The sequence below is a fragment of the Microbacterium sp. C448 genome, from assembly GCF_000582705.2.
In the GTDB taxonomy this organism is placed as follows: Bacteria; Actinomycetota; Actinomycetes; order Actinomycetales; family Microbacteriaceae; genus Microbacterium; species Microbacterium lacus_A.
Window position 1 is genome coordinate 1 of sequence record NZ_HG779779.1, and the last position, 7,044, is coordinate 7,044.

The 7,044-nt window shown below is 65.8% G+C and carries 10 protein-coding genes and 1 pseudogene; 7 read left to right on the plus strand and 4 right to left on the minus strand.

The features are described 5' to 3' along the window. Nucleotides 1-99 precede the first annotated feature (99 nt). Complete coding sequence (locus MIC448_RS13695) at nt 100-345, plus strand: hypothetical protein (RefSeq protein WP_036300813.1); 246 nt, start codon at nt 100-102, stop codon at nt 343-345. Further along, nucleotides 342-821, plus strand: coding sequence for a BLUF domain-containing protein (locus MIC448_RS13700; RefSeq protein ID WP_036300815.1), 480 nt, complete (start codon nt 342-344; stop codon nt 819-821). The genes MIC448_RS13695 and MIC448_RS13700 overlap by 4 nt, the downstream gene beginning before the upstream one ends. Nucleotides 822-845: 24 nt before the next feature. On the opposite strand, the gene MIC448_RS13705 is transcribed toward MIC448_RS13700, so the two are convergent. Beyond that, the gene (locus MIC448_RS13705) at nt 846-1,556 is read right to left on the minus strand and encodes an alpha/beta fold hydrolase (protein WP_036300816.1); all 711 of its coding nucleotides are present in this window, start codon (nt 1,554-1,556) and stop codon (nt 846-848) included. A 151-nt stretch (nt 1,557-1,707) separates the two neighbouring features. Here MIC448_RS13705 and MIC448_RS13710 point away from each other — a divergent pair, with 151 nt between their 5' ends. After that, the gene (locus tag MIC448_RS13710) at nt 1,708-2,364 is read left to right on the plus strand and encodes a GntR family transcriptional regulator (RefSeq protein ID WP_036300818.1); all 657 of its coding nucleotides are present in this window, start codon (nt 1,708-1,710) and stop codon (nt 2,362-2,364) included. On the opposite strand, the pseudogene MIC448_RS13715 reads toward MIC448_RS13710, so the two are convergent. Then, nucleotides 2,279-3,210, minus strand: a pseudogene (locus MIC448_RS13715) (ParA family protein). The gene MIC448_RS13710 and the pseudogene MIC448_RS13715 overlap by 86 nt on opposite strands. A 99-nt stretch (nt 3,211-3,309) precedes the next feature. Here MIC448_RS13715 and MIC448_RS13720 point away from each other — a divergent pair. Then, entirely contained in the window at nt 3,310-3,528 is a 219-nt protein-coding gene (locus MIC448_RS13720) for a three-helix bundle dimerization domain-containing protein (protein WP_051513952.1), read from the plus strand. Between the two features lie 19 nt (nt 3,529-3,547). Here MIC448_RS13720 and MIC448_RS13725 read toward each other — a convergent pair whose 3' ends face one another. Then, nucleotides 3,548-3,802, minus strand: a complete 255-nt coding sequence (locus MIC448_RS13725; protein ID WP_199484454.1) for a three-helix bundle dimerization domain-containing protein — start codon at nt 3,800-3,802, stop codon at nt 3,548-3,550. 66 nt (nt 3,803-3,868) lie between these two features. Here MIC448_RS13725 and MIC448_RS13730 point away from each other — a divergent pair, with 66 nt between their 5' ends. Beyond that, complete coding sequence (locus tag MIC448_RS13730) at nt 3,869-4,549, plus strand: PhzF family phenazine biosynthesis protein (protein ID WP_036300820.1); 681 nt, start codon at nt 3,869-3,871, stop codon at nt 4,547-4,549. Nucleotides 4,550-4,587: 38 nt separating this feature from the next. Next, nucleotides 4,588-4,980 (plus strand): ester cyclase, encoded by a 393-nt coding sequence (locus MIC448_RS13735; protein ID WP_036300823.1) that lies wholly within the window; start codon nt 4,588-4,590, stop codon nt 4,978-4,980. 5 nt (nt 4,981-4,985) lie between these two features. On the opposite strand, the gene MIC448_RS13740 is transcribed toward MIC448_RS13735, so the two are convergent. After that, the gene (locus MIC448_RS13740) at nt 4,986-6,005 is read right to left on the minus strand and encodes a TerC family protein (RefSeq protein ID WP_051513961.1); all 1,020 of its coding nucleotides are present in this window, start codon (nt 6,003-6,005) and stop codon (nt 4,986-4,988) included. A 312-nt stretch (nt 6,006-6,317) separates the two neighbouring features. Here MIC448_RS13740 and MIC448_RS13745 point away from each other — a divergent pair. Beyond that, nucleotides 6,318-7,044: alcohol dehydrogenase catalytic domain-containing protein (locus MIC448_RS13745; RefSeq protein WP_199484455.1), on the plus strand; the 727-nt coding region annotated here is incomplete at its 3' end.

Below are 7,044 nucleotides of genomic sequence, written 5' to 3' on the forward strand. Positions count from 1 at the left end.
CGCGCAAGCCCCGCCGCTCGTCTGCCCACAGCGGCTAGCGTGAGAGCCACAAGCAATGCGGCTCGGGTCCTTCCTGCGCCAGAGAAGGACTGAAAAGCGGTGCAGACAGAGACACAAGAGCGCGATGTCGTGTGGGCGCGCGTCGATGACGGGTTTTATGTGGGGAGTCGACCGGGTCATTTTCTCGGATGCATCGACCGCGATGACGATGGGCGCTTCGTCGCCCTCGACACCCACACCCAACCCATCGGTACCTTCGCTCATCTCGCTGATGCCATGGAAGCCGTGGCCGCCGCGTACGTGAGCGGCACGCAAGAGACCGCGACCCCAGTGGGTGACGCATGACCCGCGCGGACGCGTCCGGCGAACCAGCGGACGGACTGTACTCGCTCGTCTATACGAGCTTCGCCGTGACCCTGTTCGACGAGTCCGAACTCGAAGAACTGCTGACACAGAGTCGGGCGGCGAACGCTCAGGCGGACATCACGGGGATGCTTCTCTACCGCAACGGTCGGTTCATCCAGTACCTCGAGGGTCCCGAACTCCCGGTGCGCGCGCTGCTCGCCCGCATCACGGCCGATCCTCGGCATGCGGATGTCCGGGTACTGGTCGACAGCAGGCCCCCGGCACGGCAGCTCGCGGAATGGACGATGGGCTACGAGCCGATCGATGAGGCGCGTACAGCTCTTCCCGCCGGCTTCCGCAGCACGTTCGACGACCTCGAGGCGGTCGATGATGCGGATCCCGTTCTGCGCGCCACGCGCGAGCTGAGCTTGTGGTTCCGGGTGCGGCAGGCTCGCCCGCGGGTCGCCGCGACGTAGGGGAGTGTAGTCGTCGGCAGGCGGTCACACGGCGCTGACGAGGGCGTTCCGAGCCGCGTCGACGATCACGTCGGAGACGACGCCCGCCTGCGTGATGAACAGGGCGTGGCTGCCCGCGACGTGGGTGATCGTCGCGCCCATGCGCTCGGCCATGTGGTTCAGCATCGCCTGATCGAAGGCCTTGTCTTCCTTCGCGATGACCGCCCAGCTCGGCTTCGTGCGCCATGCCGCATTCTGCACCGCGGTCCCGAAGACGGACAAGTTGATCGGGACCTGCGAGTCGCTGAGGAAGGCGGCGTCGGCGTCGCTGACGTCGGCGGCGAATCCCGCCTGGAACGTGTCCGCCCGGACGAAGCCGTAGCCATCCTCCGCGACGTCGATCACGAACTCCGGGGTGGGGGCGAAGCCCTCGTACTGCTGGGTCGACGACTCGCCGGCATCGGGAGCAAGCGCTGAGACATAGACGAGCCCCGCGACATTCGGGTGAATGCCCGCCTCGGTGATGACTGTTCCGCCCCACGAGTGGCCGACCAGGATCGTCGGTCCGTCCTGGGCTTCCAGCGCCCGTATCGTCGCGGCGACGTCGTCGGCCAGCGACGTCAGCGGGTTCTGCACGATCGTGACCCGATAGCCCCGGGTGGTCAGGTTGTCGTAGACGCCCCGCCATCCCGAGCCGTCGGCGAACGCTCCGTGGACGAGGACGACGTTCGTGATTGCCTCAGACATGGTGCTCATGATGCTCTTCCTTTCGGGTCGCCCCGCCGGACTCGCCCCTGCGGTGTGAATTGATGATCGCTCGTGGGATTTAATATATTGCATGTAGTACACACTCGCAACGGATGATTAATGATTTGCGTCCATGCCCGGGTTGTGCGCAATGTATTGCATGCCGATTCCCACGGGCCGCTCTGGCGTTGACCGCTCCCTCCTCCGCGACGATGTGTATCGGCGTCTGCGCGACGCCATCGTGGACGGCACCTTCGAGCCAGGGGAGCAGCTGCGCGACGGCGATCTCGCAGAATGGCTCGGCGTCAGCCGCACGCCCGTGCGCGAGGCTCTCCTGCGTCTCGGCGCAAGCGGACTCGTGGTCGCGGTGCCCGGTAGGTCAACGGCCGTCAGTACGATCGATCCGCGGGCCGTTCGGGATGCCCGGGACGTCATCGCCGCCATGCACGGGTTGGCTGTACGCGAGACGGCCGGCAAGCTGAGCTCCGAGGATGTCGGTCGCATGCGGGACGCGAATCACCGCTTCGCCGAGGCTCTCCGTGCCGATGATCTGGCAGCGGCATTGGACGCGGACGATGAGTTCCACATGATCCCGGTCACCGCACTCGGGAATCGCGCACTCGAGACAGTGCTCGAGCAGTTCGGTCCGCTGGTGCGTCGCGCCGAGCTTGTGCGGTTCACGGGCGACGGACGCGCGTCCGTCAAGCGGCACGAGCAACTCATCGAACTGCTCACCGTCGGAGATGTGCACGGGGCGGAGTCGGTGACTTTCGACATCTGGCACAGCCTGCCGGCCGATGAACCCGTCGACGAATAGCCACTCCATGGGGGCGCAGGTGCGACGGGCGGCGGCGTGCTCGCGCTCCATCCGGGCCACGTTGTTCGATATAGGCGGCGTCCCGCTCAGCTCTTCTTGCGGCGCGCCTTCGGCTTGACCGCTCCCCGATCAGCGCCCAGAGTTCGCCGTAGGCCTGCGCAGCTTCGACGCCGGGCGCAAAACTCCCGATCGGTGCCCGCTCGGTGCCCATGCGCTCGACATGAACGGTCGCGGGGACGACCACATTCGTGACCGCCTTCTGCGCCTGAGGCAACTGCTCGACGGTTGTCCGGTGCAGGGTCTTGCGCCGATCGACCATCGAGAGAAATCCGACGATGCGGGCCTTCGAGACGGATGCCCCGACGAATTCGACGACCTGGTCGAGGCAGCGCATCGAGAGGGGCGACGGCACGAGGGGAACGACGACGGCATCCGCCGAGAACACGGCGTTCTCGGCGACGAGTGAAGCACCCGGCGGGCAGTCGAGGATCACGACGTCGTAGTCGCGCTCGACCTGTTCGAGGATCTTCGCGACTCTCTGCTCGGACTTCTTCGCGTGGTCGAGGACGAGGTCGAGATCGCGATAGCTCGCGTTGCCGGGTAGCACATCGAGGTTGTCGTACGCGGTGGAACGGATGGCTCCGCTGACCTTGCTGTCGCCGGCCACGAGGGCGGCCACGCCACCCTTCACTTTCGGTTTCACCTGCAGCAGGAAGGTCGCGGCGCCCTGCGGATCGAGATCCCACAGCAGGACGCGAAACTCCTCGCGGCTTCCCACGCGAGATTGACGGCGGCGGTCGTCTTCCCGACTCCGCCTTTCGTGCTGTAAACAGCGATGACCTTCATGTCCCCACCGTAATCACCCGGTCGTCGTTCCCGAGCCGCGGCGGACACGATGACCGACGATTCGGGCCCGTGGACCTCGATGTCCGCGAGAATTGACAGATGAGTTGCACCCACCCCGATAACGAGTTCGAGGCGCTCGTTTATCTCGCGGAGCGACTTCGACGACGGTTCCCCGCACTCGGCGAGGATGCCGTTTTCGCCCTGATCGCGGAAGAGCTCGAATCCCTCGATGGTGCACGGCTGCGTCACTACGTGCCCGTGCTTGTGGAGAACGGCGTGGTCCGCCGATTAAGCGAGTCCCGTCACCTGGCCGCGTGAGCGCGACGACGATGCCGTCTCAGGTCGCCGCAGACTTCAATCGCGACGTGGCCTCTCGTTCGACCAGGACCGGAACGAAATCGCGCACATGGGCGCCCGCCAGGGCGAGGTGCGCTTCTCGCACGACGGCTGAGATCTGCTCGATCGGCGTCGAGGGGAATCGTGCGGCGAGTCGCTCCGCTATCTGGTCCATGACCGCGTCCTCGTCCGTGATCTCGCGCGTCATGAAGGGCCTCCGCTCGTCGGTGAACAGCACCCATAGGGTACCGTCCATCACGTTCGCAGAACAGGCTGGAAGGACGCAGACGATTCCGGCCGTTCCCTGTCAGAATGGGCCGTCGTGAGCCTTCTCGTAAACGTCGTGGACGTGTTCGTCGACGCGGCGGGCGCACACGGCAACCAGCTCGGAATCGTCTGGGCGTCTTCTTCAACCCGTAAGCGCGAGCAGGCGATAGCGGCCGATCTCGGGTTCAGCGAGACCATCTTCATCGATGCGGTCGAGGCTGGTGCCGCTACCGCGCGGATCTACACGCCCGCTCGCGAGCTGCCCTTCGCAGGGCATCCCACGGTCGGGCTCGCCGCATGGTTGCGCGACAACGGCGACGAGATCAAGCACATCGACGTGCCAGCGGGGAGCGTGCGGGTGCGGTTCGATGGCGACCTCGTCTTCGCGACCGCGCTTCCGGAGTGGGCCCCACCGTTCGAGCTCGACCAGCTCGCGAACCCAGACGAGGTCGAAGCGGTGGATCCGGATGCCTATGGCCTGGGTATGCACTACGTATGGGCGTGGTTCGACGAGACGCGAAAGCGCGTTCGGGCACGCATGTTCGCGCCCGAGCTCGGCATCCGCGAAGACGAGGCGACGGGTTCGGCAGCGGTGCGTCTGTCGGCCGAGCTCGGCCAGGACCTCGAGATCGTGCAGGGTTCGGGTTCGCTCCTGCACACCCACCTGCGATACCTCGGGCAACAGGTCGAGGTCGGTGGTCGGGTCTCCGCGGCCAGGGTTCTCGAACTCCGCTGAGCGGGGCCCTCCCGGCGGGCTCCTCGGATAATGGGGGAGTGGAACCGTGGCAGATGCGTGAGTGGTTCGCCGAGTATCTCGAGGCGTGCAACCGGCACGATCTCGAGGCGATCCGTTCGTTTCTCGACCCGGCGGTTCGGCGCGCGCATCTGCCGGGTGGTGCGGATGCATGGATCGACGGCGTCGCCGAGCTGCTCCGGGCGTTCCCGGATTGGCAGTGGCGACGCATCCAACTCGTCGTCGAAGACGATCGTGTGGCCGCGCACCTGCGAGCGGGTGGCACCCATGTCGGTGAGTTCCGTGGGATCACCCCGACTCGGCGACACGTGAATGTCGCCGAGTTTGGGATGTACCGGATCGTGAACGGGCGGATCACCGAGTTCACGGGCACCGCCGACCACATCGAGCTGCTGAGCCAGCTACAGGGCTGAGCCCGTCACAGGGCTGAGCCCTTCTCCGGCAGCTGCTCCTCCACCTTCTCGGCGACGGGTCGGTTGTCGTTGCGGGTCTTCATGAGGCTCGCGATCGTCGCCACCGCGATCGTCGCGGCGATGAAGAGCAGCGAGAACCAGATAGGGATCTCGGGGGCCCACAGCATCGGTTCGCCGCCGTTGATGAACGGCAGCTCATTGACGTGCATGGCGTGCAGCACGAGCTTGACGCCGATGAAGGCGAGGATGACGGCCAGCCCCTGTGCCAGGTAGACGAGACGTTCGAGCAACCCGCCGATGAGGAAGAACAGCTGGCGCAGTCCCATGAGCGCGAACGCGTTCGCGGTGAACACGATGTACGCCTCTTCCGTCAGGCCGTAGATGGCGGGGATCGAGTCGACGGCGAAGATCAGGTCGACGAATCCGATCGCGATGATCGTGAGGAACATCGGCGTGACCCAGCGTCGGCCACCCTTGCGGACGGTCAACTTGTCGCCGTGGTACTCGTCGGTGACGGGGAGGTGGCGCCGGACGAAGCGCATGAACTTTCCGTCCGCGGGGTTCGATTCACCGTGCGCGAACGCCTGGCGGTACGCAAGGAAGAGCAACAGCGCGCCGAACAGGTAGAAGATCCACGAGAAGTTCTCGATCAGCGTGGCGCCGACCGCGATGAAGATTCCGCGCAGGATGAGCGCGATGACGATGCCGATCATCAGCACCTTCTGCTGGTAGATCTTCGGCACCGCAAAGCCGGTCATGACGATCAGGAAGACGAAGAGGTTGTCGATCGACAGGGCCTTCTCTGTCAGGTAGCCGGCGAAGTATTCACCGCCGTAGGTCCAGCCGCTGACGACGCCGATGCCGACGCCGAACAGCAGCGCGAGGCCGATGTAGAAGGCCGACCAGCGGGCGGATTCGCCGATCGTCGGCTCGTGCGGTTTGCGCACGTGCGCGAAGAACTCGTAGACGAAGAACGCGATCGTGACGGCGATCGTGATGATCCAGATGAGTGGCGTGATGTTCAAGCGGGATTCCTAACCTTGGCGTGAGCGAATCGACGCCAAGGTCTTCTCCATCCTCAGATCGAGGACCGGTGACCCGGGATGCGATGCATCCGTAATGACGAGCCGACCGTGTCGGAGTACTCCCCTTGGTGCATCCAGCCTACGAGGGCGTGCGGCCGGCTTCCTGAGCGAACGCCGAGTGCCTCTTCCGGGCTGCCGATGCGACGTCTCGCCGCGCCGCCCTTACAACCATTCGGTGCGGAGCGAAAGGGGGCGGACGTGGCCGGCTCATGCGCACAGACTGTGGTGATCCGCGACGAGAGGATCCACCCCATGACTTCCACCATCACCGCAGCCGTCATGCCCGAGCTCGAAGGCGAGTTCGAGGTGGCGCAGCTGACGCTTGACGATCCGCGCGCGGGCGAGGTGCAGGTCCGCATGGTCGCGACCGGCGTGTGCCACACCGACATGGCTGTGCGGGACGGGTGGATCCCGACCACCTTTCCGATCGTGCTCGGACACGAGGGCGCGGGCGTGATCGAACGTGTGGGCGACGGTGTGACGCACCTCGAGGTAGGCGATCACGTCGTTCTGACGGTCGCGAGCTGCGGCATCTGTGTCGATTGTCTGAGCGGGAACCCGTCATTCTGCGCGAACTCCTACGAGCAGAACTTCGCCGGCGGACGCCCGGACGGCACGACGTCCCTGGTCGACGCCGGCGGGCACCGGGTCACTTCGCACTTCTTCGGTCAGTCCGCGTTCGCCACGTACGCGAACGTGCCGACGCGCAGCGTCGTGAAGGTGCGCACCGATGTGCCGCTCGAGGTGCTCGCACCGCTCGGGTGCGGGGTGCAGACCGGGGCGGGCACGGTTCTGAAGGTCCTGGAGCCGCGAATGGATAGCACGCTCGTCGTGTTCGGCACGGGGGCGGTCGGTATGTCGGCGATCCTGGGCGCACGCGTCGCACGGGTTCGAACGATCGTCGCGGTGGATGTCGTGGCGGAGCGGCTCGAGCTCGCCCGCGAGCTCGGTGCCACCCACACCGTCAACGCGCGAGAGG

Coding starts and splice junctions, on each gene's coding strand:
- MIC448_RS13720 (WP_051513952.1), top strand. CDS start 3,310: ATGAGTTGCACCCACCCCGATAACGAGTTCGAGGCGCTCGTTTATCTC.
- MIC448_RS13705 (WP_036300816.1), bottom strand. CDS start 1,556: ATGAGCACCATGTCTGAGGCAATCACGAACGTCGTCCTCGTCCACGGA.
- MIC448_RS13700 (WP_036300815.1), top strand. CDS start 342: ATGACCCGCGCGGACGCGTCCGGCGAACCAGCGGACGGACTGTACTCG.
- MIC448_RS13725 (WP_199484454.1), bottom strand. CDS start 3,802: ATGGACGGTACCCTATGGGTGCTGTTCACCGACGAGCGGAGGCCCTTC.
- MIC448_RS13710 (WP_036300818.1), top strand. CDS start 1,708: ATGCCGATTCCCACGGGCCGCTCTGGCGTTGACCGCTCCCTCCTCCGC.